We start from the raw sequence: 21433 nt of genomic DNA on the forward strand, positions 1-21433 counted from the left end.
GATTAGGGACGGGCGCGGTTCGCGAAGAACTCGGCCTCGCTGACGATGCGGTTGACCAGGCGGCCGACGCCTTCCACTTCCACCACCACTTCATCGCCCGGCACCACGTCGGCCAGGCCTTCCGGCGTGCCGGTGGCGATCATGTCGCCCGGCTGCAGGGTCATGAAGCTGGAGAAGTATTCGATCAGGTAGGGGATGTCGAAGATCATGTCCGCGGTGGTGCCTTCCTGCTTCAGCTCGCCGTTGACCCAGGTGCGCAGCTTCAGCTTCGACGGGTCGGCCACGTCGGCGGCGTCGACTATCCAGGGGCCGACCGGGGTGGTGGCGTCGCGGTTCTTCACCCGCAGGTTGGGGCGGTAGTAGTTTTCCAGGTAGTCGCGGATGGCGTAGTCGTTGCAGACGGTGTAGCCGGCCAGGTAGGCGAGGGCGTCCTCGCGCCTGACGTTGCGCGCCGGCTTGCCGATCACCGCCACCAGCTCGCACTCGTAGTGCATGTAGGCGACGTTGTCCGGGCGCCAGGTGACCTGGTTGTGGCCGGTGTAGGTGCCTTTGGACTTGATGAACGCCAGCGGCTCGGTGGGCGCCTTGAAGGCCAGTTCGGCGGCGTGGTCGGCATAGTTCAGACCGAGGGCGAACATGCTCCCTTCGGCCGGCGGCAGCCACTGCACTTCGTGTTCGCCGAGCAGGCGGCCATCGGCCAGGCGCACGGCGTTGTCGGCTTCCACGGTCACTGCGTGGATTTCGCCCTGGTAGCGGATGCGTGCGTGTTTCATCTCAGGCTTCCTCCGCCACGACGTGATTGACCAGGCGGCCGAGACCTTCGATCTCCACCACCACCTCGTCGCCCGGCTGCACGTCGACGCGGCCCTCGGGGGTGCCGGTGATGAGCACGTCGCCGGCGTGCAGGGTCATGAACTCGCTGATCTCGGCGATCAGCCTGGGAATGCTGCGCACCAGGTTGGCGGTGCTGTTCTGCTGGCGCACTTCGCCGTTGACCAGCAGGCGCAGCGGCAGGGCGTGCGGGTCGGCGATCTCGTCGCGGCCGACCACTTCGCTGCCCAGCGGGCAGAAGCCGTCGCGGCACTTGGCCTTGACCGCCGGGCGGTAGTAGCTGTCTTCCGGCAGGCTGAACTCGTTGACGATGACGTAGCCGGCCACGTAGTCCATGGCCTCGTCCTCGCTGACGCGGCTGGCGTCGCGGCCGAGCACCACGCCCAGGGCCGGGCCCGGCTGCAGGCGCTCGACGCCGGCGGGGAAGACCACCGCCTGGCCGTCGCCGTTGCGGGTGTTCGGCGTTTTGATGAACAGCACCGGCTTGACCGGCGGCTTCTGGTAGGGCGGCTGCTGGAATTCCTCCAGCCGGCTGTGCAACAGGCCCTGGTAGTTCAGCGCGACGCCGAACAGGGTGCCCGTTGCGGCTTCGCTGATAGCGCGACGCATGGCTTCGTTCTCCTGCTTCACCCGGGCCGTGGATACCCGGGCATCGTTAACATGTTAGCGTTATAGTTAATATGTTAACTATGGTCAAGCCTCGTCCATCGGGGCCTGGTTTCGCTACGGGCATTGGAGCAGGCGTGCCGGCGTGGGGATTGTCCGGCGCTGCCATGGCCTTGACCGACGCTGCCAGGGCGCCGCGCGGGTCGTCGCAGGGTTTGCCTATGCAGGGGCTATGCTGGTTAAAATCTTTCCTATTTTCAGTCGAGTAGCCCATCTACATGTCCACGCCGCGTCCGTCCCTGACCCTCACCCTGCTGCAGGCCCGCGAGGCCGCCATGGCCTTCTTCCGCCCCTCGCTGAACCAGCACGACCTGACCGAGCAGCAATGGCGCATCGTGCGCATCCTCCGCCAGCAGGGCGAGATGGAGATCTACCAGCTGGCGCAGCAGGCCTGCATCCTCAAGCCGAGCATGACCGGCGTGCTGGCGCGCATGGAGCGCGACGGCCTGGTGCGTCGCTGGAAGTCCGAGCACGACCAGCGCCGCGTGCTGGTGTGCCTGAGCGAGAAGGGCCAGCAGTGCTTCGTGGCCATGAGCGACGACATGGAGAACAACTACCGGCGTATCCTCGAACAGTTCGGCGAGGACAAGCTGCAGCAGTTGCTGGGGCTGCTGGACGAGCTGAAGAAGATCAAGCCCTGATTCCGCGCTCCTGCCGGCATACAGGTAGGTAACGCCATGGCCCGCGCACCCATCCCCAACATCGACATCGGCCAGGTCTACGACCTGCGCTACAGCGATTCCGAGGTGCACTACGAGGAGTTGGGCAAGCTGGCCGACTTCTTCGGCCGCAACATGCCGGTGCACCGCCACGACCGCTTCTTCCAGGTGCACTACGTCAAAAGCGGCTCGGTGCGCGTGTACCTCGACGAGCAGCTCTACCACCGCCAGGGCCCGTTGTTCTTCCTCACCCCGCCAACCATCCCCCATGCCTTCGTCACCGAGAACGACGCCGACGGCCACGTGCTGACCGTGCGCCAGCAACTGCTCTGGCCGCTGCTGGCGCCGGAACAGGGCCTGGCCGCCGGGCCGGACATCGGCCCGGTGTGCGTGGCCTTCGACCAGTTGGACGAGACCTTCGCCGGCGAGGTGGCGCGGGTCGACGGCCTGTTCGAGTTGCTGCGCGAGGAATTCCGCGGCGAACGCCCCGGCCGCGAGCTGGCTCTGGCCGACCTGGTGCGGCTGATCTTCGTCAGCCTGCTGCGCCTGTCGGCCCGTTCGCTCAAGGCGCAGCCCATGCGCCGCGAGGACCTGCGCCTGTTCCAGCGCTTCAACCAGCTGATCGAGCAGCACTACCCCGAGCACTGGCCGCTGACGGCCTACGCCGAGCGCATTGGCGTGACCGAGGCGCGGCTCAACGACATCTGCCGGCGCGTCGCCGGGCTGCCGTCCAAGCGCCTGGTCCACGAACGGCTGATGCAGGAGGCGCGGCGCCTGCTGCTGTTCAGCGGTAGCTCGGTGAACGAGATCTGCTACCAGCTGGGGTTCAAGGACCCGGCCTACTTCAGCCGCTTCTTCGCCCGCAATGCCGGGATGGCGCCGGGGGAGTACCGGCAGCGCAGGGCGGGTGACAAGGAAGAAGCCTGGCGGTAGGTGGGTGCTGCTGGCTTTTCGTAGGAGCGAGCTTGCTCGCGAACGGGGTTCGTCGGCGGCTATGGGGGGCTGGGTTTGAGAGCGCCCTCTCCCTAACCCTCTCCCTGAAGGGAGAGGGGACCGTTGGGCAGAGTTGGATGTCATGGTGTTAGCCGGCAACCTCGGCGATATCAGGCTGAAACCATCACTTATCTCGGCACGGACTGCCCCCTCTCCCTTCAGGGAGAGGGCTGGGGAGAGGGTTACGGACTTCTATCCCGCTCCGTTGCTGAACCTGGCACCGCTGTTCGCGAGCAAGCTCGCTCCTACGAAAAGCATTCCGTTGCCCCGACAGAAAACCCGTGGCTTCCGGTCTTTTGGTTAACTTGTTAACTTTATACTCCGCTCTCACCCGGACCCGCCCATGCCCACCCCAGCCCACCCCCAGCGCCTGATCCTGCCCCTGGCCGCGCTGGTCGCCTTCGCGCCCCTGTCCATCGACACCTACCTCCCCAGCCTGCCGCTGATCGCCGCCGACCTGGCTGCCGGTGCCAGCGAGGTGCAACTGACCATCAGCCTGTTCCTCGCCGGCCTGTGCTTGGGCATGCTGTTCTACGGGCCGCTGTCGGACCGCTTCGGCCGTCGGCGCCTGCTGCTGGGCGGCATCTGTCTTTATCTGCTGGCCACCCTCGGCTGCCTGTTCGCCGGCACGGCTTCGGCGCTGATCGCCTGGCGTTTCTTCCAGGCCCTGGGCGGGGCCGCGGCCTCGGTGCTGGCGCGGGCCATAGTGCGCGACCTGTTCCCCCTGCAGCAGTCGGCGCGGGTGCTTTCGCTGATGCACCTGGTGACCATGCTCGCCACCCTGGTGGCGCCGCTGCTGGGCAGCCTGCTGGCCCAGGCCGCCGGCTGGCGCGCGGTGTTCGCCGTGCTCTTCGCCTTTGCCGCGCTGTGCCTGCTCACGGTGCTGTGGCGGATTCCCGAGAGCTTGCCGGCGGCGCAGCGCGGGCAGTCGGTGGCGCAGGTATTCCACGCCTACGGGCGCATCCTCCTGCAGCCCAGGGCGCTGGGCTACATGCTGTGCATGGGCCTTTCGTTCGGCGGCATGTTCGCCTTCATCACCGCCTCGCCCTTCGTCTACATCGAGCATTTCGGCGTGTCCTCGCAGGCCTATGCCTGGCTGTTCAGCCTGAACATCGCCGGCATCATCCTGGCCACCAGCCTCAATGCGCGCCTGGTGGGGCGGTTCGGGCCGCAGCGGATGCTCGCCTGCGGCGCTGCCGTGGCTGCGCTGTCGGGGCTGCTGCTGTTGGTCTGCGGCTTCACCGGCTGGGGCGGGTTGCCGGCGCTGGTGCTGGGCGTGCTGCTCTACGTCAGCGTCACCGGCCTGCTCGGCGCCAACTGCGTGGCCAGCCTGCTGGCGCTGTTCCCGCGCGAGGCCGGGGCCGCCGCCGGGCTGGCGGTGACCGGGCAGTTCGCCCTGGGCACGGCGTGCAGCGCTCTGGTCGGCGCGCTTTCCGATGGCAGCCCCTGGCCGATGTGCCTGGTGGTCGGCGGCGCCGGCATCGGCTGCCTGCTGGCCTTTCTCCTGGCCCGCTGGCATGCCCCGCAGCCGCTGGTGGAAGCGGCCTGAGCTAGGCCGGCTGCTGTTCCGTCCGCGCCGGGCGGCGCAGGCCCTGCCAGGCGCAGTAGACCAGCAGCAGGGCGCCGGCCGCGGCCATCGCCCAGGGCCCGCCGTAGCGCGCCGCCAGCAGCCCGGCGAGCAGGCCGCCGATGGCGTCGAAGCCGAAGCGGGTGGCGGTGTAGATCGACACCACGCGGCCGCGCAGCGCTTCCGGCGCGCTGCTCTGGATGACGATGTTGGTGCCGACGTTGTTCACCGTGACGCCGAAACCCAGCACTGCCATGGCCGCCAGCGACAGCGGCAGATGGCGGCTGAGGGCGAACGCCAGCAGCGCGCCGGCGCTGGCCAGGGCGGAGAGCAGGATGATCCGCGGCAACCGCGCCGGGTCCTGGTGCTGGGCCAGGAACAGGCTCGACAGCAGCGAACCGAAGCCGGCGGCGCCCCACAGCCAGCCGAGGGTGCGCGCATCGCCGGCGAAGACGTCGCGGGCGAACACCGGCAGCAGCGCCGCGTAGCTGGAGGCGGTGAGGTTGACCAGCAACACGCCGAGCATCAGCCGGCGCACGCTCGGGGTGCGCAGGGCGTAGTCCAGGCCCTCGCGGAACACGCTGCCCATGCTGCCGCTGGCGCGCACCCCCGGCGCCAGGCGCACCCGCAGCAGGCCGGCCACCAGCGCCAGGTAGGACAGGGCGTTGAGGGCGAAGCACAGGCTTTCGCTGGTCAGCCCCAGCAGCAGCCCGGCCAGCGGCGGGCCGACGAAGCGCGAGCAGGTGAACAGCGAGGCGTTCAGCGCCAGGGCGTTGGGCAGGTCGGCGCGGTCGTCGACGAAGCGGCTGAGCAGCGATTGCCGCAGCGGCGTGTCGAAGGCGCTGAGCACGCCGAGCAGCGCCGACATGCCGACGATCAGCGCCGGGGTGATCAGCCCGCTGGTGGTCAGCCCGGCCAGGGCCGCGGCCTGCAGGGCCATCAGGCTCTGGCTGGCGAGCAGCAGGCGGCGCTTGTCGTGGCGGTCGATCCAGGCCCCGGCCAGGGGGCCGATGAACAGCTGCGGCAGCAGCGCCACGCAACTGGTGATGCCCAGCAGCGCCGCCGAGCCGGTCAGCCGGTAGACCAGCCAGGCCAGCGCCACCTGCTGGACCCAGGTGCCCAGGGTGGAGACCGCATGGCCGGCGAAGTACAGGCGGAAGTTGCGGTGGCGCAGCGCGCGCAGGCTGTTCGGCCAGGAACGGGAAGCGGACATCGGCGGCTCGCTCGGGCGGAGGGCGAATGAGGGAAGGGCGCCATGATAACGGAAAAATTCCGTCAGAACGTTCAGATGTTAACGAAAGCCGCGCGGCGCCTGGCCCGGCGCCGATTTCGCCGCTTCCAGGGGCCGCTAAATCCCATGAAAAGTGCAATCGAGTCCGCGGAAGTTGCATTCAAGGCCCCGCCGGGCGGCTCCCATAATCGGCCCTGCCACTCTCGCCACGAGAGCCCTGCCGCCCGTCGCCAAGCACTTCGCGACGGCGGCGCGCCTCCAATAACAATCAAGGGCCGCCAAGATGAAAAAGCCAAACCCCCTGCTCGAAGACCTGAAATCCGTCCTGCCCGCCATTGCCGCCAACGCCGCCAAGGCCGAACAGGCGCGCACCGCGCCCGCCGAGAACATCGCCCTGCTCAAGGGGATCGGCATGCACCGCGCCTTCCAGCCCAAGTGCTATGGCGGCATGGAAATCTCCCTGCCCGAGTTCGCCGACTGCGTGGTCGCCCTGGCCGGCGCCTGCGCCAGCACCGCCTGGGCCTTCAGCCTGCTGTGCACCCACAGCCACCAACTGGCGATGTTCTCCAAGCAACTGCAGGACGAGGTCTGGGGCGAGAACCCCGATGCCACCGCCAGCAGCAGCATCGCGCCGTTCGGGCGCATCCAGGAGGTCGAGGGCGGCATCCTGTTCAACGGCGAGATGGGCTGGAGCAGCGGCAGCGACCACGCCGAATGGGCCATCCTTGGCTGCCGCCGGCAGAACGCCGAGGGCGAGCAGGTGTACTGCTTCGCCGTGCTGCCGCGCAGCGACTACGAGATTCGCGACGACTGGTACGCCGCCGGCATGAAGGGCAGCGGCACCAAGACCCTGGTGGTGAAGGACGCCTTCGTGCCCAACCACCGCATCCAGGCGGCCAAGGACATGATGGAAGGCCGCTCCGCCGGCTTCGGCCTGTACCCCTACAGCAAGATCTTCTACACCCCGTACCGCCCGTACTTCGCCAGCGGCTTCGCCTCCATCGGCCTGGGCATCGCCGAGCGCATGCTGGAAGCCTTCAAGGAGAAGACGCGCAACCGCGTGCGCGCCTACACCGGCGCCAGCGTCGGCACCGCCACCCCGGCGCTGATGCGCCTGGCCGAGTCCACCCACCAGGTGGCCGCCGCCCGCGCTTTCCTCGAGAAGACCTGGCAGGACCACGCCGAGCACGGCGAGCGCCACGAATACCCCAGCCGCGAGACCCTGGCCTTCTGGCGCACCAACCAGGCCTACGCGGTGAAGATGTGCATCCAGGCCGTGGACCGCCTGTTCGAGGCCGCCGGCGGCACCGCCTGGTTCGAGAGCAACGAGATGCAGCGGCTGTTCCGCGACTCGCACATGACCGGCGCCCACGCCTACACCGACTACGACGTCTGCGCGCAGATCCTCGGCCGCGAGCTGATGGGCCTGGAGCCGGACCCGAGCATGGTCTGAGCCGCCACGCCCAGCCTGCTCTTCGTAGGAGCGAGCTTGCTCGCGAACAAACCCGCTGCGGAACCCGTTCGTGAGCAAGAACCAGGCGTCCCCCTCGCTCCTGCAAGTGGCGCCAACCGCAGATGAATCTCTTCAATCCCGCCGGCCCCGCGTCGGCGCGGAGGAACCGCCATGAACCAGAACAATGAAGCGGGCCTGGACCCGCGTGCCTTCCGCCGTGCCCTGGGCAACTTCGCCACCGGCGTCACCGTGATGACCGCGGCCGCCGACGGCGAACGCGTCGGCATGACCGCCAACAGCTTCAACTCGGTATCCCTCGACCCGCCGCTGGTGCTCTGGAGCATCGACAAGCGCGCCACCAGCCTGGCGGTGTTCGACAAGGCCAGCCACTACGCGGTGAACGTGCTGGCCGCCGACCAGATCGACCTGTCCAACCAGTTCGCCCGGCCCAGCGCCGACAAATTCGCCGGCGTGGCCTGCGAGCAGGGCGCCGGCGGCGCGCCGCTGCTGCCGGACTGCGCGGCGCGCTTCCAGTGCGCGTTGCAGCAGAAGCTCGACGGCGGCGACCACTGGATCCTCATCGGCCGCGTGCTGGCCTTCGACGACCTGGGCCGCGCGCCGCTGCTCTACCACCAGGGCGTGTACTCCAGCGTGCTGCCGCACCCGCGCCTGCGCGAGGCCCAGGCCGGGGTGCCGCGCACCGCCTTCCAGGGCCGCCTGAACCACAACCTCTACTACCTGATGACCCAGGCGCTGCGCTGCTACCAGGCCGACTACCAGCCGCGGCAGCTGGCCAGCGGCCTGCGCACCAGCGAGGCGCGCATGCTGATGGTGATGGAGAAGGACGCCGCCCTGGACACCACGGCGCTGCAGCAACTGGTGGCGATGCCGCTGCGGGAGATCGAGGAGGCCCGCGCCAACCTCGAACGCAAGGGCCTGCTGCAGGTGGGCGAGGGCGGCTGCGCGCTGACCGCCGCCGGCATCGACCAGGCCGAGACGCTGTGGAGCATCGCCGAGGAACAGCAGGCCAAGGTCTTCTCGCGCTTCAGCAGCGAGCAGGTAGAGACCTTCAAGACGGTGCTGCGGGGCCTGGCCCAGCCGCTGTAGAAGCTGTCAGAAGCGCTCGTTGGGCAGCAGGTAGCGCCACTGCCCCGGTTCCATCTTGCCCATGGACACGCCGCCCAGGCGCAGGCGGCGGATGCCCACGACCTTCAGGCCGACCTGGCGGCACATGTCGGCGATCTGCCCGGGGCGGAAGCCCTTGCCGGCGAAGCGCAGGCGCGTCTCGTTCTGCCAACTGACCTTCAGCGCCGGCAGCGGCCGGCCCTGGTACAGCAGGCCGTGGCGCAGGCGCGCCAAGCCGGCGTCGTCGAGGCTGCCGGCGACTTCCACCAGGTACTCGAGCTCGATGGTCGCCGCGTCGTCCTGCAGGCGGTGCAGCACGCCGTAGTTCTGGGTGAACACCAGCAGCCCGCTGGCCTGGTCGTCCAGCGGTGTGGTGCTCTGCTGGCGGGCGAAGTGCTTGCTCAGCGGACGTTGTTCGGCGCTGTCGGCTTCCCAGCGATTGGCCGCCACCAGCAGGCCCAGGGCCTGCTCGGCGGAGTGGCCGGCCGGCTTGTACAGCAGCAGGGTGGCCGGCGGGATCGGCGCCGGGATGGCCCCGGGCAGCAGCTCGACGCGCTGCCCGGCGACGCGGAAGTGCGGCTCGTCGACGGGTTGGCCATCCACCGTGACCCAGCCTCCCTCGATGTACAGCTCGGCCTCGCGGCGGGAGCAGGGCAGCAGTTCGGCGAGGCGCTTGGACAGGCGGGTGGTTTCGGTCATGGCAGGGAGTCGGCGGCGGGAAAGGCCGCCATTGTACTCCCCGGCTGCGGGTTCAGGGCGAGACGTCCTCGGCTTCCGGCGGCCGGGCGCCCTCGCGCACCCAGGTCATGAACAGCTGGAAGCCCAGGGCCAGCACCACCGGGCCGATGAACAGGCCGATGATGCCGCCGGTGAGCATCCCGCCCAGGGCGCCGAGGAGGATCACCGGCATCGGCACGGCGACGCCGCGGCCGAGCATCAGCGGCTTGAGCACGTTGTCGGAAAGCCCGGCCAGCACCGTCCAGACGGTGAACACCACTGCGCTGACGGTGCCGTAGTCGCCGCTCCAGAACACGTAGACGATGGCCGGCAGCGAGATCACCGCCACCGGCAACTGGACGATGCCCAGCAGCAGCACGCCGAGGGACAGCAGGCCGGCGGCGGGGATGCCCATGACGATGAAGCCCAGGCCCAGCAGCAGGGTCTGGATGAAGGCCACGCCGACCACGCCCTGGGCCACCGCGCGGATGGTCGCGGTGCTCAGCCGCGCCAGTTCCGGGCCGCGCTCGGGGCCGGAGATGCGCACCGCGATGTCCTCGGCGGTGCGCGCGCCCAGCGGGCCGTAGGCCATGATCACGCAGGCCACCAGGAAGGCGCCGAGGAACTGCAGCAGCTCCATGCCCACGCCGGCGGCCTTGGCCAGCACCGTGCGGGCCACGCCCTGCAGGTGCGGCGCGGCCTGCTGGGCGGCGCCGAGGAAGTCCTCGGCCAGCCGCTGCCAGGCGTTGTAGATGTAGGGCCCCACCAGCGGCCAGCCCGCCACCGCCTCGGGCGGCGCCGGGATGCGCAGGCCGCCGGCCTGGAAGCGGTGCGCAAGGTCGGCCACCGAGTCGGCGATGGAGAAGCCGATCAGCACCACCGGCACCAGCAGCAGGGCCAGGCCCACCAGCGCCAGCAGCGTCGCCGCCAGGGCCGGCCGCTGGCCCAGGGCGCGCTGCAACATGCCCTGCAGCGGGTAGAGGGTGACGGCGAGGATCAGCGCCCAGAGCATCAGGTCGAGAAAGGGGTGGAAAATGCGGAAGCAGAACACCGCCAGGAACAGGATGAGCCCGGCGCGTATCAACACGTCCAGCAGGTTGCGCGACAGCACCCGGTCCGCCGATGGCAGCATGGCATCTCTCCTTGGAAAGCCTCGTGGGGTTCCTCAGAGCATTGGCCGTGCGCGGCGGAATGCAAGTCGGGCGGGGGAAATCGCCGGATGTCGTACGAAAGGAGGAGGAGGGTAGGGCTCTTGCTCGCGAACGCCGGGCCAGGGATGGCGGGGTCCGCGAGCAAGCTCGCGCCTACGGGAGGAGCGGGGGGATTACTTCTTGCCGAGGCTGATGTGGCGGCTGGCGGCGCCGTTGGGCTGGCCGGTCACGCCCTTGGCGACTTGCTGGATCTCGCCGCCGGACTTGAGGAAGGCGGCCACCTGGGCTTCCAGGGCCTCGCGGCTGGTCACGGCCGCAGCGGGTTTCGGGGCGGACTTCTGGCGGGAGATGGTTTTGCTGGACATGCTTGCCATTACCTGTTCATTCGCGAAATGGCCGCCCATTGTACAGGAAATGACCGTCCTTCGGGGTGAAAATCGACCGAAGGGCCATTGCAGCGCCATCGCCGGGCCCGCGGCGGGGTGTTAACCTCGGTCGATTCCCGGTCGCTGCGAGCCCTCCATGCCTCTGCTGTCGTCCCGCCAGCGCAATGCCCTGCGCCTGGCCCGGGCCTTCCTCGGCCCCTACCGCTGGCGCGCCCTCGGCGCCCTGCTGGCGCTGCTGTTCACCGCGGCCATCACCCTGTCCCTGGGCCAGGGCATCCGCCTGCTGGTGGACCAGGGCTTCGTGACCCAGTCCGAGCACCTGCTCAACCGCTCCATCGGCATTTTCTTCCTGCTGGTGGTGGGCCTGGCGCTGGGCACCTTCGTGCGTTTCTACCTGGTGTCGTGGATCGGCGAGCGCTTCGTCGCCGACATCCGCCAGCGCGTCTTCGACCACCTGATCGAGCTGCACCCGGGCTTCTACGAAAGCAACCGCGCCCTGGAAATCCAGTCGCGGCTGACCGCCGACACCACGCTGCTGCAGACGGTGATCGGCTCCTCGCTGTCCATGGCCCTGCGCAATGCGCTGACCCTGGCCGGCGGGGTGATCCTGATGTTCGTCACCAACGCCAAGCTGACCAGCATAGTGGTGGCCTCGCTGCCCCTGGTGATCGCGCCCATCCTCCTGTTCGGCCGCCGCGTGCGCGAGCTGTCGCGGCAGAGCCAGGACCGCGTGGCCGACGTCGGCAGCTACGTCGGCGAGACCCTCGGGCAGATCAAGACGGTGCAGGCCTACAACCACCAGGCCCAGGACCGCGCGCGCTTCGGCCGCACGGTGGAGGCCGCCTTCGGCACCGCGCGCAAGCGCATCCTGCAGCGGTCCTGGCTGGTCAGCGTGGTCATCCTGCTGGTGCTGGGCGCGGTGGGGGTGATGCTGTGGGTCGGCGGCATGGACGTGATCGCCGGGCGCATCAGCCCCGGCGAGCTGGCGGCCTTCGTGTTCTACAGCCTGATCGTCGGCATGGCCTTCGGCACCCTCAGCGAGGTGCTCGGCGAGCTGCAACGCGCCGCCGGGGCGGCCGAGCGCATCGCCGAGCTGCTGCGCGCACGCAACCAGATAGTCGCGCCGCAGGAGGGGCTGCTGCGCTTGCCCGAACGGGTGGAGGGGCGTATCGAGCTGCGCGGCCTGCGCTTCGCCTACCCGTCGCGCCCGGAGCACTGGGCCATCGACGGCATCGACTTGGACGTGCGCCCCGGCGAGACATTGGCCCTGGTCGGCCCCTCCGGCGCCGGCAAGTCCACCCTGTTCGACCTGCTGCTGCGCTTCTTCGACCCGCAGCAGGGCGAGATCCGCATCGACGGCACGCCCATCACCCGCCTCGACCCCGCCGACCTGCGCCGCTGCTTCGCCCTGGTGTCGCAGAACCCGGCGCTGTTCTACGGCACGGTGGACGACAACCTGCGCTACGGCCGCCCCGACGCCAGCGACGAGGCGCTGCGCGCCGCGGCCCGCGCGGCCCATGCCGACGACTTCATCCAGCGCCTGCCCGAGGGCTACCGCACCCACCTGGGCGAGAGTGGCGTGGGGCTGTCCGGCGGCCAGCGCCAGCGCCTGGCGATCGCCCGCGCGCTGCTGGTGGACGCGCCCATCCTGCTGCTCGACGAAGCCACCAGCGCCCTGGACGCCGAGAGCGAGCACCTGATCCAGCAGGCCCTGCCGCAGCTGATGAGCGGGCGCACCACTCTGGTCATCGCCCACCGCCTGGCCACGGTGCTCAATGCCGACCGCATCGCCGTGATCGACCAGGGCCGTCTGCTGGCCCTGGGCACCCACGCCGAGCTGGTGGCGGGCAACCCGCTGTACGCACGCCTGGCGGAATTGCAGTTCGGCCAGGCGCAGAGCGTGTAGAATGCGCGCCTTTTCCCCGGAGTCCCGCACATGGCAGCCATCGGCCGTTTCAATTCCCTGCAGGTGGTCAAGCACACCGAGATCGGCCTGTTCCTCGACGGCGGCCCCCACGGCGAAATCCTTCTGCCCAAGCGCTACATCCCCAAGGACGAGCCCACCGAGCCGGGCGAGTGGCTGAACGTCTTCATCTACCTCGACAGCGAAGACCGCATCATCGCCACCACCCTGAAGCCCAAGGTGCAGGTCGGCGGCTTCGCCAGCCTGAAGGTGGTGGAAGTCAGCCGCGTCGGCCTGTTCCTCGACTGGGGCCTGCCCAAGGACCTGCTGCTGCCGCACTCGGAAGAGAAGCGCCCGCTGCAGGTCGGCGACTACTGTGTGGTGTACTGCTACATCGACGAGCGCACCCGCCGCATCACCGCCACCGCGCGTCTGGACCGCTATCTGGACGACACCGCGGCGCACTACCAGGCGGGCCAGGAAGTGGACCTGCTGGTGGTGGAGCGCACCGACCTCGGCTTCAAGGCCATCATCGACGGCAGGCACTGGGGGCTCATCCACAAGAACGAGCTGTTCAAGTTCGTCCGCAGCGGCATGCGCGAGAAGGGCTACATCAAGGAAGTGCGCGCCGACGGCAAGATCAGCCTGAGCCTGCAGCCGGTCGGCCAGGCCGCCCGCGACGACCTCGGCGAGCGCATCCTCGCCGCCCTGCGCGAGGCCGGCGGCAGCCTGGCGCTGTCCGACAAGAGCCCGCCGGAGGCGATCAGCCGCGAGTTCGGCGTGAGCAAGGGCAATTTCAAGAAGGCCATCGGCGGGCTGTTCAAGCAGGGCCTGATCACCATCCTCGACGACCGCATCGAGCTGCGCTGATTCCACCGGGCCGCAGCTGCCCCCGGCAGCCCCGCGGCCGCCCTCGGCGCGATCATCCAGCGGCAGGTCCGGCCGCCGCGGTCGCTACATCATGCGTTTGAAGCGGTGCCAGGCCTGTTCCCAGGCCAGCACCCAGCGCGGCATGGGCGCGCCGAAACCGGCCACTTCCAGGCGCGGGTGGTGGCCGACGACCATGTCCAGCAGCGGCTCCTGGTCGGCCCGCACGTCGACGAAGAACACATGCCGGCCGGCCTGCAGCGAAGGCGCGAAGCGCCGCACGTCGCCGCTGGGCCGTTGCAGGCCGAAGAAGCTGCCTTCCCACAGGCTGAAGCCCAGCAGCACGGCCGCCAGGAATAGCACCGGAATCCAGCCGGCGGCGCTTTCGCTCCAGCCGGCGAAGTAGCCCAGCGCCAGCACCAGGACCGCCAGGGCGACGCCGATGCCCAGCCCGTACTTGCCGCCGCGCACCAGGTCCTTGCGCATCACGTCCGGCACCTCGTGCAGGTGGCGCTGGTCGAGCTGCGCGTCCTGCTCGCTGAGCACGTGCATCTGCTCCTCGGCGATGCCGTTGGCCTTCAGCTCGCTCTCGACGTTCTCCAACTCGTCCAGGTCGTTGCTGATGTAGTAGTGCCTGTTCATGGAGCACCTCCAGGTCAGTCCCCCGGCTCCCCCTCGGCGAACGCTCCGGCGTTCGCGGCAGTTCCACGCGGATCGCCACGTGTCACTCTTTGAATTTTACCCCCCTGGACGCTCCCGGCCCCCCGGGGCGACGGGCGTAGCGGGCCTTGCCAGGCGCCGGGCAAGGGGCGAGGATGCCAGCTCACGCACAACCGCCAGCCAGGGGCCCAGGGGCATGATCCGCGAGATTCTCAAGATGGGCGACGAACGCTTGCTGCGCGTCGCCCCGCCGGTGCCGGCGCAGATGATCGGCAGCGCCGAACTGCAACGACTGATCGACGACATGTTCGACACCATGCACCACGCCGGCGGCGTAGGCCTGGCCGCGCCGCAGATAGGCGTGGACCTGCAACTGGTGATCTTCGGTTTCGAGCGCAGCGAGCGATATCCGGATGCGCCGGCGGTGCCGCCGACCATTCTGCTCAATCCGGTGATCACGCCCTTGGGCGAGGAAATGGAAGAGGGCTGGGAGGGCTGCCTCTCGGTGCCCGGCCTGCGCGGCGCGGTGAATCGCTACAAGCGTATTCGCTACCAGGGATTGGATCCGCAGGGGCAACCCATCGACCGCACGGTAGAAGGGTTCCATGCCAGGGTGGTGCAGCATGAATGCGACCACCTGATTGGCCGGCTTTATCCATCGCGGATCACGGATTTCGGCAAGTTCGGTTTTACCGAGGTGCTGTTCCCGGGGTTGGATCCGAAGGCGGATGATTGAGGGGCCGCCTCCTGGGCATTGGCGTGGCCGGTGAATCCAATCGCGGACAAGGTCCGCTCCTACGCCCGTGCTCCCTGGAGTTGTAGGAGCGGGCCCTGCCCGCGATTCGCGCGCAGAGCGCGCTCCTACAGGGGAATGGCGCGGGTGGGGTTGCGTAGGAGCGGATCTCATCCGCGAATCGCGCCGTTACGTCCGGTTATCGCGGACAAGGTCCGCATGAGCGAGCACGGCTTTTCGTAGGATGGCGTTGAGCGAAGCGATACCCATCGGCGCAACCGCATGGGTTTCGCACGCTCAACCCATCCTACGAAGAACCGACCCCCTGAATAATTTGCGGACAACCGCCCCCAAGCGGCCGTCCGCAGCTGCACTCTCAGGACGTTTGCCCGTGACTGCCGAGCAGCGCATTGCCGGATTTCTTCTGCTTCTTCGCCATGCGTTTCTCGTGGGCCGTCTTCAGGGGCTTCTTCTTGCCTTCCTTGTGGGCGTTCAGACCTTTGCTCATGACCGTAACCTCGTGGACTGGGAAGGACTGGCATCCCTGCGGTCGGCGCTCCATCGGCCCGCGGGCGCGGGCCGGTGCCTCTTCAGCATAGACCCGCCGGGCGCTTCAGGCTTGGCCGCTGAGCCGCTCCAGCTCGCGGCGGACCATGGCCGCGTACTGCGGCGGGCCCAGGCGGTAGAGTTCGCCGGCCACCCAGGCCAGCCAGCGCCCGCCCAGGACCTGGCGCTCGGCCAGCAGCCGGCGGGCCTCGGCTTCGGCGCGGGTGGCGTGTTCACGGTGATAGTCGGCGCGGCTCATCCCTGGCACTGGAGCTTCTGCGGGTCGATCTCGATGCTCGTCAGCGGCTTGCCGTCGCTGCCGTCGTAGTCGTGGGCGACGCGGATGCCATGCTCGCGGATGCGCTGCAGCAACGCCGGCTGCTGGCAGGTGGCGCGCTCCAGGCGGGCGCGCTGCTCGCCCTTGAACTTGTCCAGGTCGCTGGCCTGCATGCCCTCGGCCTTCATGCTGGAAATGCCGTAGCGGTAGTGCAGCACCTTGCTGTCGGTGTCCAGGCGCACGTTCTCCAGGCGCGTCACCTGGTCCACCTGCAGCGGCAGTTGCTTGCTCTGCTGCTCGAAGAAGGCGGCCGACTCCTTGAGGAAAGTGGCTTCGTCCTCCGCCCGGGCCTGGGGTTGCAGGCTGGCGAAGGCCGCGCCGGCGAGCAGCAGGGTGGCGCCGAGGCGGCGGGCGGGGCGGAGCATCGGGATGGGCATGCGGGGTTCCTCCGGCTGTGGTTGCGCTGAAGTGTATAGGCCATTTCCCACACCTGCCCGCCGCCTGCGCAACTTCCCCTGGCCGCGACGAGTGGCTAGGCTTGCCCGCAAGGACCGAACTTGAGCCGTGCCGGCGGGTCAACCGTCGACACGGGGCCGCGCCGCGGCCGGACTGCGGAGGAAGGAAACCAGGCATGCGATTCATGGATTTTCGGGGCCTGCGCCTGGGCCCCTGGCAACTGCTGAAACTGACCGTCAAGGAATTCCTCGACGACGAGATGCCCACCTACGCGGCGGCGCTGGCCTACCAGGGGTTGTTCTCGCTGTTCCCGTTCCTGCTGTTCCTCATCGCCTTGCTGGGCTTCCTGCACCTGCCGGAATTCTTCGACTGGCTGCGCGAGCAGGCCGCCTACGTGCTGCCGGGCCAGGCCCTGGAGCAGGTCAACCCGATCATCGACCAACTGCAGCAGCGCCAGGGCGGGCTGCTCTCGGTGGGGATCGTGGTCGCGCTCTGGTCGTCCTCGGCGGCGGTGCGCTCGCTGATGAACGCGCTCAACGCCGCCTACGACGTGCGCGAGGCGCGCCCGGTGTGGAAGCGCGTGCCGCTGTCGCTGCTCTACACCCTGGGCCTGGCGGTGATGCTGATGCTGGTGACCGCGCTGATGATCCTCGGGCCGCAGGTGATGGGCTGGATCGCCGAGCGCATCGGCCTGCAGGATTACGTGGTGGTGCTCTGGTCGCTGCTGCGCTGGCCGGTGATGGTCCTGCTGATGATGATGGCGGTGGCGGTGATCTACTACGCCACCCCCAACGTCAAGCAGAAGTTCCGCTTCATCACCCCCGGCTCGGTGCTGGCGGTGGTGGCCTGGGTGGCGGCGTCCCTGGCCTTCGGCTTCTACGTGAAGAACTTCGCCGACTACAACGCCATGTACGGCAGCGTCGGCGCCATCATCGTGCTGCTGCTGTACTTCTACATCTCCGCCGCGGTGCTGCTGCTGGGCGCCGAACTCAACGCGGTGATCGAACACCACCTGCCCCACGGCAAGAACCCCGGCGAGCGCACCTTCGAACAGGCCGAGACGCGCAGCCCCGAGGAGGGCTGAGGCTCACTGCGCCGGCTGCTGGCTGAGCAGCTGGTCGACGATCTGCCCGGCGCGCTCGAAGTTCGGGTAGCCGCTCTTGGCCACGTCCAGCTCGGCATAGGCCTTGCGGTATTCCTCGGCCTTCAGCGCGTCGGCCTCCTGGCCGAGCATGGGCTGGTTGTAGACGCGGTAGAGCAGGGCGATGGCGTAGGGCTGGCCGGCCTTGGCGGCGCGCTCCAGCAGGGGCAGGGCCTGGTCCGCCGGGGCCTGCTGGCGAATCTTCAGCAGGGCCTCGTAGAAGGCCACCTCGCCGCGCTGGTCGGCCTCGCGGGCGCGTTCGAGCAGGTCGTTGGCGCGGGCGTAGTTGCCCGGGTCGGCCGAGGCGATCAGCAGCTTCGCCTCGAGCATGTCGTTGCGGTACAGCAGGTGCTGCTGCTCGGCGTCGTGGCTGGCGCAGCCGGCCAGGCACAGCGGCAGGCCGATGACGGCGAGGCGGGAGAACGGGTGGCGCATGCCCATGAAGGTCCCTCGATGGCGAACGGGCGCGGAGCCGACGATTTTGCCGTCTCCGCGTGGGCAAGCATAGACGGCCGGCGTGCCGTTCAGGAACCGGGCGCGCGCTCCCATGCCGAGTTGCTCTTCGTAGGAGTGAGCCCGTGTATCCCTAGGACTGCCGGTGAGCTTCCATATAGCGCCGCAGCAACTGGTTGATGCGCGTCTGATAGCCGCTGCCCTGGGCCTTGAACCACTCCAGTACATCCGCATCCAGGCGGATGGTGACGGTCTGCTTGGCCGGGACGTGCAATTGCGCTCGGCGGAAAAAGTCGTCGCCCAGTTCGGGGATATCGGAGGTGTCGATGGCGTCGTCGCCCTGTTCGACCAGCCGCTTCCAATCAGTCTTCGATGCTTTCGACATAGCGCCTCACCTCCTGGCGTGTGGCCTTGCGCGCCGAGATGATGCGGATCACCTCGCCCCGTCGTTCGGTATAGACCACCACGCCGACGAGCCGCCGGAGCCAGCCGATGGCGATCCAGCGCTCTTCCTCGTAATCGATTCGGTCATCGCGCAAGGCCAGCAGCGGGTACTGGAAGATTTCCGGTACATCGCGGAAATCGATGCCGTGCTTGCGAATGTTGGCCTGGTTCTTGGCCTCGTCCCATTCGAACTGCATGGGATGTCCCGTATTTACACTTGTAAATACAAGATATGCCGAAAGTCCTGAAATTGCCACCCCTGGTTGGGGCATCCCAGGCCCGGGAGCACGCGTAATAGTGGAATCCTTCTGCAATAGGCCGGGCCTGCGCACGGTTCGCGGATGGAATCCGCTATGGATATTGCGCTCGGGTTTGGGCCCAGTCCTCGGCAAGCAGCCCATACAATGCCGAGTCCGACACTTCGCCGGCGACCATCCAGCGCTGCCGCAGCAGGCCCTCGTGGCGGAAGCCCAGGCGTTCCAGGGTGGCGGCGGAGGCCAGGTTGCGTGGGTCGATGTCCGCCTCCAGGCGGTTCAGGCGCAGGTCGCCGAAGGCGTAGTCGAGCAGGCTGCGCAGGGCCTCGTTCATGAGGCCCTGGCCTTGCGCGGCGCTGGCCAGGCAGTAGCCCAGTTCGGCTCTTCTTGACGTCTCGGCGATGTCGAACAGCGTGCAGGTGCCGATGAGTTCGGTCTCATGGCGGCGGGTGATGGCCAAGGTCAGATATTCCCCCCTGGCGAATGCCTCCATGTTCCGGAGGATGCCGTGCACGGCTTGTTCCGGCTCGGTCCAGGGTGGGGTGTTCCAATAGCGCATCACCCGCGGGTCGGACATCATCGAGAACAGCGCGTCGGTGTCGTCCAGGCACAGGGGGCGTAACTGCAAACGGGGACTCTGAAGGCCTTGGGTGAAGTTCATCGGCTACCTCCTGGGGCGTAGGTGAGCCGGGAAGCCTAGCAACCGCGGGGTTCCCCGCCGCGGCGAATATACGTGTGGATGTTTCTTGAGCGGGGCAGGGAGTACGCGGCGTTCGGCTCGATCCCCGTAGGAGCAACTACCTTGCCGGCTGCGCGGAGGTGCTCTTCGTAGGATGGGTTGAGCGAAGCGATACCCATCGGGCCATGGTGATGGGTATCGCAAGCTCAACCCATCCTACGTGGCTCGCTGCTGGACAGGGAGCCGCTGTCGAAGCGGCGCCAGGTTCAACCACGGAGTTGCCGGCAAGGAAGGTGAGGCGGCGTATAACCGCGAACGGTTATACGCCCTACGCCCATGGTGGGCTTGGTGTAGGGCGCATAACGCCTCCGGCGTTATCCGCCGTTTGACCTGGACCATGCCCCCGCTCGCTGCCGAGCACGGAGCCGCCCTCGAAGCCGCGCCAGGTTCAGCCATGGAGTGGCCGGCAAGAAAGGTGTAGCGGCGGATAACCGCGAACGGTTATTCGCCCTACGCCCATGGCGGGCTTGGCGTAGGGCGGATCTTATCCGCGATTGCGCATGCAGCGGGGCAGGGCTCAGATACCGAAGGCACTCCCGCCGTCGTCGCCATCGAAGCCGCGCTCCAGCTTGATCTTCAGGCTCAGGTCGGTGCGCGAGTCGGCGAATTTCAGGGCGTCGGCGACGCTGATGCGGCCGGCTTCCAGCAACTGGTACAGGCTCTGGTCGAAACTCTGCATGCCCTGCTCCAGGGCGCGTTCGATGGCGCCGCGCAGTTCCGGCAATTCGTCGCGCTGGATCAGCCCGCGGATGTGCGGCGTGCCCAGCACCAGTTCCACCGCCGCCACGCGGCGCTGGGTGGTGCCCGGCACCAGGCGCTGGCCGACCAGCGCCAGGAGGTTCTGCGACAGGTCGGCCAGCACCTGCGGGCGGGCCTCGTCGGGGAAGAAGCGGGCGATGCGCTCGATGGCGTGGCGGGCGCTGGTGCCGTGCAGGGTGGCCATGCACAGATGGCCGGTCTCGGCGTAGTGCAGGGCGTGCTGCATGGTCGCGGCGTCGCGGATTTCGCCGAGCATGATCACGTCCGGCGCCTCGCGCAGCACGTTGCGCAGGGCGTCCTCGAAGCTGTGGGTGTCCAGGCCGACTTCGCGCTGGTCGATGATCGAGCGCTGGTGGCTGTGGAGGAACTCGATGGGGTCCTCGATGCAGACGATGTGCCCCGAGCGGTGGCGGTTGCGGAAGTCGAGCATCGCTGCCAGGGTGGTGGACTTGCCGGCGCCGGCCGCGCCCACCACCAGGATCAGGCCGCGGTCCTGCACCGCCAGCTTCTCCAGGATCGACGGCAGGCCGAGGCTGGCGGCGTCGGGGATGACCTGCCTGATCAGCCGCACCACCATGGCCACCTCGCCGCGCTGCAGGTAGACGTTGACGCGGAAGCGCCCGCTGCCGGGCACCGCCACCGCCAGGTTCATCTCCAGGTCGCGCTCGAAGTCGGCGATCTGCTGCTGCGACATCAACTGGTAGGCCAGCTGCTTGACCTCGCCGCTGCGCAGGCGGCGCTCGCCGGCCGGGCGGCTGACGCCCTCGACCTTGATGTGCGGCGCCGCGCCGACGCTGAAGAACATGTCGGAACCGGCGTGCTGCGCCAGCTGGTGCAGCAGGCTGAAGACGTCGGGCAGGGCGCTGTCGCTGGCATCGCTCATGGGGAATCCTCGCAAGGGCGGGCGCCCGGGGTGGGACGGGCGCATGTTCTCAGCCTAGCCGGCCTGGCGGACGGTGGCCTGTTGGGTGGCGCGCAGCCTAGCGTGCCGGCGGCGCCGATTTCTTGACCTGGGTCGTCCCGGCGATGTCGATGGGGCTGCGCCAGATTGGCCGATTTCCTACGCAATACAAATCCCAATCCTTCGTTGCTTGCGGACGTGGATGGCTGACTTGTGCGGGCATTTCTCAATGCTTCGTCTTGGTGCTGCCAATGACCGTCGCCATCCCCCATTTGCGGTTAGGCACTCCCCCGTTTTTACCGCTGTCCGTAGCCGGCAGCTTCCCATACTGCCGTGCCGGAAGGCGGCAGGAAGGCCGCCAGGTTCGTGCAGACACACGACAGGGCTCGATCCCCCGGCGGCCGGCCGGGTCCATCTGTGCGTAGCGCATCCTGGTCCGGGCCTGGATGCGAAAGATACGCAATACCCACTCGACCAACGGAGACAACCCTTTTCCGGCCGCCCGCACCACCGCCGGCGAT

24 protein-coding genes are annotated in these 21433 nt (G+C 68.4%); 9 read left to right on the forward strand and 15 right to left on the reverse strand.

Annotation, left to right across the window (positions count from 1 at the left end; translation table 11 throughout):
- Nucleotides 1-2: 2 nt before the first annotated feature.
- Nucleotides 3-773, reverse strand: coding sequence for a fumarylacetoacetate hydrolase family protein (locus PM1_RS09430; RefSeq protein WP_009621680.1), 771 nt, complete (start codon nucleotides 771-773; stop codon nucleotides 3-5).
- Nucleotide 774: 1 nt separating this feature from the next.
- Nucleotides 775-1440 (reverse strand): fumarylacetoacetate hydrolase family protein, encoded by a 666-nt coding sequence (locus tag PM1_RS09435; protein ID WP_009621682.1) that lies wholly within the window; start codon nucleotides 1438-1440, stop codon nucleotides 775-777.
- Between the two features lie 275 nt (nucleotides 1441-1715).
- On the opposite strand from PM1_RS09435, the gene hpaR reads away from it, so the two are divergent.
- The 3 genes from hpaR (at nucleotide 1716) to PM1_RS09450 (ending at nucleotide 4698) form a co-directional block, all read left to right on the forward strand.
- Nucleotides 1716-2138 (forward strand): homoprotocatechuate degradation operon regulator HpaR, encoded by a 423-nt coding sequence (gene hpaR / locus PM1_RS09440; RefSeq protein ID WP_009621684.1) that lies wholly within the window; start codon nucleotides 1716-1718, stop codon nucleotides 2136-2138.
- 36 nt (nucleotides 2139-2174) lie between these two features.
- Nucleotides 2175-3089 carry a 4-hydroxyphenylacetate catabolism regulatory protein HpaA gene (hpaA, locus tag PM1_RS09445; RefSeq protein WP_009621686.1) on the forward strand — a complete coding sequence of 305 codons (915 nt, stop codon included), beginning with the start codon at nucleotides 2175-2177 and terminating at the stop codon, nucleotides 3087-3089.
- A gap of 403 nt (nucleotides 3090-3492) precedes the next feature.
- Nucleotides 3493-4698 carry a Bcr/CflA family multidrug efflux MFS transporter gene (locus tag PM1_RS09450; RefSeq protein ID WP_009621687.1) on the forward strand — a complete coding sequence of 402 codons (1206 nt, stop codon included), beginning with the start codon at nucleotides 3493-3495 and terminating at the stop codon, nucleotides 4696-4698.
- A 1-nt stretch (nucleotide 4699) separates the two neighbouring features.
- Here the strand turns inward: PM1_RS09450 and PM1_RS09455 are convergent, their stop codons facing one another.
- Complete coding sequence (locus PM1_RS09455; RefSeq protein ID WP_009621688.1) at nucleotides 4700-5929, reverse strand: MFS transporter; 1230 nt, start codon at nucleotides 5927-5929, stop codon at nucleotides 4700-4702.
- Nucleotides 5930-6230: 301 nt separating this feature from the next.
- Here PM1_RS09455 and PM1_RS09460 point away from each other — a divergent pair, with 301 nt between their 5' ends.
- Both PM1_RS09460 and PM1_RS09465 read left to right on the forward strand, forming a co-directional pair.
- On the forward strand, nucleotides 6231-7400 hold the full coding sequence (locus PM1_RS09460) for a p-hydroxyphenylacetate 3-hydroxylase oxygenase component (protein WP_009621689.1): 1170 nt from the start codon (nucleotides 6231-6233) through the stop codon (nucleotides 7398-7400).
- Between the two features lie 171 nt (nucleotides 7401-7571).
- Nucleotides 7572-8507 (forward strand): p-hydroxyphenylacetate 3-hydroxylase reductase component, encoded by a 936-nt coding sequence (locus PM1_RS09465; RefSeq protein ID WP_009621691.1) that lies wholly within the window; start codon nucleotides 7572-7574, stop codon nucleotides 8505-8507.
- A gap of 6 nt (nucleotides 8508-8513) precedes the next feature.
- On the opposite strand, the gene PM1_RS09470 is transcribed toward PM1_RS09465, so the two are convergent.
- The 3 genes from PM1_RS09470 to PM1_RS09480 all read right to left on the reverse strand — a co-directional run bounded on the left by PM1_RS09470 (nucleotide 8514) and on the right by PM1_RS09480 (nucleotide 10758).
- A complete protein-coding gene (locus PM1_RS09470; protein ID WP_009621693.1) occupies nucleotides 8514-9224 on the reverse strand; it encodes an rRNA pseudouridine synthase in 711 nt (236 codons plus the stop codon).
- A 52-nt stretch (nucleotides 9225-9276) separates the two neighbouring features.
- Nucleotides 9277-10374, reverse strand: a complete 1098-nt coding sequence (locus PM1_RS09475; RefSeq protein WP_009621695.1) for an AI-2E family transporter — start codon at nucleotides 10372-10374, stop codon at nucleotides 9277-9279.
- A 192-nt stretch (nucleotides 10375-10566) separates the two neighbouring features.
- The gene (locus PM1_RS09480) at nucleotides 10567-10758 is read right to left on the reverse strand and encodes a hypothetical protein (RefSeq protein ID WP_009621696.1); all 192 of its coding nucleotides are present in this window, start codon (nucleotides 10756-10758) and stop codon (nucleotides 10567-10569) included.
- A gap of 157 nt (nucleotides 10759-10915) precedes the next feature.
- Between PM1_RS09480 and PM1_RS09485 the strand changes: the two genes are divergently transcribed.
- Together PM1_RS09485 and PM1_RS09490 are read left to right on the forward strand one after the other, a co-directional pair.
- Nucleotides 10916-12685, forward strand: a complete 1770-nt coding sequence (locus PM1_RS09485; protein WP_009621698.1) for an ABC transporter transmembrane domain-containing protein — start codon at nucleotides 10916-10918, stop codon at nucleotides 12683-12685.
- A 30-nt stretch (nucleotides 12686-12715) separates the two neighbouring features.
- Nucleotides 12716-13552, forward strand: coding sequence for a CvfB family protein (locus PM1_RS09490; RefSeq protein WP_009621700.1), 837 nt, complete (start codon nucleotides 12716-12718; stop codon nucleotides 13550-13552).
- Between the two features lie 84 nt (nucleotides 13553-13636).
- Here the strand turns inward: PM1_RS09490 and PM1_RS09495 are convergent, their stop codons facing one another.
- On the reverse strand, nucleotides 13637-14191 hold the full coding sequence (locus PM1_RS09495) for a hypothetical protein (protein WP_009621708.1): 555 nt from the start codon (nucleotides 14189-14191) through the stop codon (nucleotides 13637-13639).
- Between the two features lie 214 nt (nucleotides 14192-14405).
- Between PM1_RS09495 and def the strand changes: the two genes are divergently transcribed.
- Nucleotides 14406-14945, forward strand: coding sequence for a peptide deformylase (gene def, locus PM1_RS09500; RefSeq protein ID WP_009621710.1), 540 nt, complete (start codon nucleotides 14406-14408; stop codon nucleotides 14943-14945).
- A 373-nt stretch (nucleotides 14946-15318) separates the two neighbouring features.
- Here def and PM1_RS31075 read toward each other — a convergent pair whose 3' ends face one another.
- The 3 genes from PM1_RS31075 to PM1_RS09510 all read right to left on the reverse strand — a co-directional run bounded on the left by PM1_RS31075 (nucleotide 15319) and on the right by PM1_RS09510 (nucleotide 16202).
- The gene (locus PM1_RS31075) at nucleotides 15319-15450 is read right to left on the reverse strand and encodes a hypothetical protein (RefSeq protein ID WP_009621712.1); all 132 of its coding nucleotides are present in this window, start codon (nucleotides 15448-15450) and stop codon (nucleotides 15319-15321) included.
- Nucleotides 15451-15555: 105 nt separating this feature from the next.
- On the reverse strand, nucleotides 15556-15747 hold the full coding sequence (locus PM1_RS09505; protein WP_009621714.1) for a hypothetical protein: 192 nt from the start codon (nucleotides 15745-15747) through the stop codon (nucleotides 15556-15558).
- On the reverse strand, nucleotides 15744-16202 hold the full coding sequence (locus tag PM1_RS09510) for a hypothetical protein (protein WP_009621716.1): 459 nt from the start codon (nucleotides 16200-16202) through the stop codon (nucleotides 15744-15746). Before PM1_RS09510 ends, PM1_RS09505 begins: the two co-directional genes overlap by 4 nt.
- A 194-nt stretch (nucleotides 16203-16396) precedes the next feature.
- On the opposite strand from PM1_RS09510, the gene PM1_RS09515 reads away from it, so the two are divergent.
- The gene (locus PM1_RS09515; protein ID WP_009621718.1) at nucleotides 16397-17305 is read left to right on the forward strand and encodes a YihY/virulence factor BrkB family protein; all 909 of its coding nucleotides are present in this window, start codon (nucleotides 16397-16399) and stop codon (nucleotides 17303-17305) included.
- Between the two features lie 3 nt (nucleotides 17306-17308).
- Here PM1_RS09515 and PM1_RS09520 read toward each other — a convergent pair whose 3' ends face one another.
- The 5 genes from PM1_RS09520 to PM1_RS09540 all read right to left on the reverse strand — a co-directional run bounded on the left by PM1_RS09520 (nucleotide 17309) and on the right by PM1_RS09540 (nucleotide 20894).
- Complete coding sequence (locus PM1_RS09520; protein WP_009621720.1) at nucleotides 17309-17803, reverse strand: hypothetical protein; 495 nt, start codon at nucleotides 17801-17803, stop codon at nucleotides 17309-17311.
- A gap of 145 nt (nucleotides 17804-17948) precedes the next feature.
- Complete coding sequence (locus PM1_RS09525) at nucleotides 17949-18200, reverse strand: BrnA antitoxin family protein (protein ID WP_009621722.1); 252 nt, start codon at nucleotides 18198-18200, stop codon at nucleotides 17949-17951.
- Nucleotides 18178-18456, reverse strand: coding sequence for a BrnT family toxin (locus PM1_RS09530; RefSeq protein ID WP_009621726.1), 279 nt, complete (start codon nucleotides 18454-18456; stop codon nucleotides 18178-18180). Before PM1_RS09530 ends, PM1_RS09525 begins: the two co-directional genes overlap by 23 nt.
- 154 nt (nucleotides 18457-18610) lie before the next feature.
- A complete protein-coding gene (locus tag PM1_RS09535; RefSeq protein ID WP_009621728.1) occupies nucleotides 18611-19174 on the reverse strand; it encodes a GNAT family N-acetyltransferase in 564 nt (187 codons plus the stop codon).
- Between the two features lie 595 nt (nucleotides 19175-19769).
- Nucleotides 19770-20894 carry a PilT/PilU family type 4a pilus ATPase gene (locus PM1_RS09540; RefSeq protein ID WP_009621730.1) on the reverse strand — a complete coding sequence of 375 codons (1125 nt, stop codon included), beginning with the start codon at nucleotides 20892-20894 and terminating at the stop codon, nucleotides 19770-19772.
- Nucleotides 20895-21433 lie beyond the last annotated feature (539 nt).

The organism is Pseudomonas sp. M1 (assembly GCF_022760135.1).
Classification (GTDB): Bacteria; Pseudomonadota; Gammaproteobacteria; order Pseudomonadales; family Pseudomonadaceae; genus Pseudomonas; species Pseudomonas citronellolis.

Excerpts from the sequence above, each read along its gene's own strand:
- PM1_RS09430 (WP_009621680.1), bottom strand. The coding sequence starts at position 773 with ATGAAACACGCACGCATCCGCTACCAGGGCGAAATCCACGCAGTGACC.
- PM1_RS09435 (WP_009621682.1), bottom strand. The coding sequence starts at position 1,440 with ATGCGTCGCGCTATCAGCGAAGCCGCAACGGGCACCCTGTTCGGCGTC.
- hpaR (WP_009621684.1), top strand. The coding sequence starts at position 1,716 with ATGTCCACGCCGCGTCCGTCCCTGACCCTCACCCTGCTGCAGGCCCGC.
- hpaA (WP_009621686.1), top strand. The coding sequence starts at position 2,175 with ATGGCCCGCGCACCCATCCCCAACATCGACATCGGCCAGGTCTACGAC.
- PM1_RS09450 (WP_009621687.1), top strand. The coding sequence starts at position 3,493 with ATGCCCACCCCAGCCCACCCCCAGCGCCTGATCCTGCCCCTGGCCGCG.
- PM1_RS09455 (WP_009621688.1), bottom strand. The coding sequence starts at position 5,929 with ATGTCCGCTTCCCGTTCCTGGCCGAACAGCCTGCGCGCGCTGCGCCAC.
- PM1_RS09460 (WP_009621689.1), top strand. The coding sequence starts at position 6,231 with ATGAAAAAGCCAAACCCCCTGCTCGAAGACCTGAAATCCGTCCTGCCC.
- PM1_RS09465 (WP_009621691.1), top strand. The coding sequence starts at position 7,572 with ATGAACCAGAACAATGAAGCGGGCCTGGACCCGCGTGCCTTCCGCCGT.
- PM1_RS09470 (WP_009621693.1), bottom strand. The coding sequence starts at position 9,224 with ATGACCGAAACCACCCGCCTGTCCAAGCGCCTCGCCGAACTGCTGCCC.
- PM1_RS09475 (WP_009621695.1), bottom strand. The coding sequence starts at position 10,374 with ATGCTGCCATCGGCGGACCGGGTGCTGTCGCGCAACCTGCTGGACGTG.
- PM1_RS09480 (WP_009621696.1), bottom strand. The coding sequence starts at position 10,758 with ATGTCCAGCAAAACCATCTCCCGCCAGAAGTCCGCCCCGAAACCCGCT.
- PM1_RS09485 (WP_009621698.1), top strand. The coding sequence starts at position 10,916 with ATGCCTCTGCTGTCGTCCCGCCAGCGCAATGCCCTGCGCCTGGCCCGG.
- PM1_RS09490 (WP_009621700.1), top strand. The coding sequence starts at position 12,716 with ATGGCAGCCATCGGCCGTTTCAATTCCCTGCAGGTGGTCAAGCACACC.
- PM1_RS09495 (WP_009621708.1), bottom strand. The coding sequence starts at position 14,191 with ATGAACAGGCACTACTACATCAGCAACGACCTGGACGAGTTGGAGAAC.
- def (WP_009621710.1), top strand. The coding sequence starts at position 14,406 with ATGATCCGCGAGATTCTCAAGATGGGCGACGAACGCTTGCTGCGCGTC.
- PM1_RS31075 (WP_009621712.1), bottom strand. The coding sequence starts at position 15,450 with ATGAGCAAAGGTCTGAACGCCCACAAGGAAGGCAAGAAGAAGCCCCTG.
- PM1_RS09505 (WP_009621714.1), bottom strand. The coding sequence starts at position 15,747 with ATGAGCCGCGCCGACTATCACCGTGAACACGCCACCCGCGCCGAAGCC.
- PM1_RS09510 (WP_009621716.1), bottom strand. The coding sequence starts at position 16,202 with ATGCCCATCCCGATGCTCCGCCCCGCCCGCCGCCTCGGCGCCACCCTG.
- PM1_RS09515 (WP_009621718.1), top strand. The coding sequence starts at position 16,397 with ATGCGATTCATGGATTTTCGGGGCCTGCGCCTGGGCCCCTGGCAACTG.
- PM1_RS09520 (WP_009621720.1), bottom strand. The coding sequence starts at position 17,803 with ATGGGCATGCGCCACCCGTTCTCCCGCCTCGCCGTCATCGGCCTGCCG.
- PM1_RS09525 (WP_009621722.1), bottom strand. The coding sequence starts at position 18,200 with ATGTCGAAAGCATCGAAGACTGATTGGAAGCGGCTGGTCGAACAGGGC.
- PM1_RS09530 (WP_009621726.1), bottom strand. The coding sequence starts at position 18,456 with ATGCAGTTCGAATGGGACGAGGCCAAGAACCAGGCCAACATTCGCAAG.
- PM1_RS09535 (WP_009621728.1), bottom strand. The coding sequence starts at position 19,174 with ATGAACTTCACCCAAGGCCTTCAGAGTCCCCGTTTGCAGTTACGCCCC.
- PM1_RS09540 (WP_009621730.1), bottom strand. The coding sequence starts at position 20,894 with ATGAGCGATGCCAGCGACAGCGCCCTGCCCGACGTCTTCAGCCTGCTG.